The following is a 1239-nucleotide window of genomic DNA, read 5'->3' on the forward strand; positions in this document are numbered from 1 at the left end:
TCTGGAGGTGGGCCCCGACCCCGTCCTCACCCCCGCCGTCCAGCGGACACTGGAGGAGGACGGCGACGACGGACGGTGGACGGTGATCCCCGCCCGGCCCGAACCGGCGGGGCTGGTCACCGCGGTCGCCCGGGCCCACACCGCCGGGGTGCGGCCGGACTGGCGCGCCCTCTTCCCCGCGGGCACGGTGCCCGGCGAACTGCCGACGTACGCGTTCGGCGGCCGCCGCTACTGGCTTTCGCAGACCCCGCCGACCGCCTCCGCCCCGGCCGGCGGGCCGCGGCACCCGCTGCTGGGGGGCGCCCTGGAACTCGCCGACGGCAGTACGGTCCACACGGGCCGCCTGTCGTCGAGCGCCCATCCCCGCCTGGCCGGCCGACCGGTCGGCGCCGAGGACCTGCTCCCCGGCGAGGTGCCCCTGGTCTACCGGCAGCACGTCCCGCTCCGCCTGCCCGAGGACGGCGGTGCGCTGGACGTCCAGCTCACCGTCGGGGAGCCGGACGAGCACGGCCACCGCGGCGTGACCGTGCACTCCCGGCCGGTCCCGGACTCCGGCGCGCGGGGCCGGAAGCCCGCGTGGGTGCGCCACGCCGAGGGCGTGCTCGCCGCCGGGCCGGCTCCCGGGCCGGCGGAGTCCGGTCCCCGGCCGGCCCTCCACCGGCTCGACTGGATCCGCGTGCCGGTGCCCGCCGACGCCGTTTCGGAACCCGCGGCCGAGCCCGGAACCGTCTTCGTGCGCTGCGTCGACGAGGGGAGCGGGGACGACCCCGCGGCCCGTGCGCACGCCGCGGCCCGGCAGGCCCTGGAAGCGGTGCAGGGCTTCCTCGCCGACGACCGGTCCCGCGGCGCGCGGATCGTGCTGGTCACCGAAGGGGCCGTCGCCGTGGGGGACGAGGGCGTGGGCGATCCCGGCGCGGCGGCCGTCTGGGGACTGGCGCGTGCCGCGCAGTCCGAGCACCCCGGCCGGGTGGTCCTGCTCGACACGGACGGAACGGAGGAGTCCCGCGGTGCCGTCGAGGCGGCGCTCGCGACGGGCGAGCCGCAACTCGCCCTGCGTGCGGGGGTTGCGTACGTTCCGAGGCTGGTCGCCGTACCGGCCGAGCCCGAGGCCGAGCCCGGCACCGTCGGCCCCCTGGACCCGGACGGCACGGTGCTGGTGACCGGTGGGACGGGGACGCTGGGGGGTGTGGTGGCGCGGCATCTGGTGGTGGTGCATGGGGTGCGGCGTCTGTTGCTGGT

General features: G+C 78.5%; 1 protein-coding gene. It reads left to right on the top strand.

Translation table 11 applies throughout. From position 1 onward, the window contains the following. Nucleotides 1-1239, top strand: a 1239-nt coding sequence (locus tag BM237_RS29535; protein WP_425443756.1) for a SpnB-like Rossmann fold domain-containing protein, incomplete at both ends; no start/stop codon positions are given.

The organism is Streptomyces mangrovi (genome assembly GCF_900114215.1).
In the GTDB taxonomy this organism is placed as follows: domain Bacteria; phylum Actinomycetota; class Actinomycetes; order Streptomycetales; family Streptomycetaceae; genus Streptomyces; species Streptomyces barkulensis.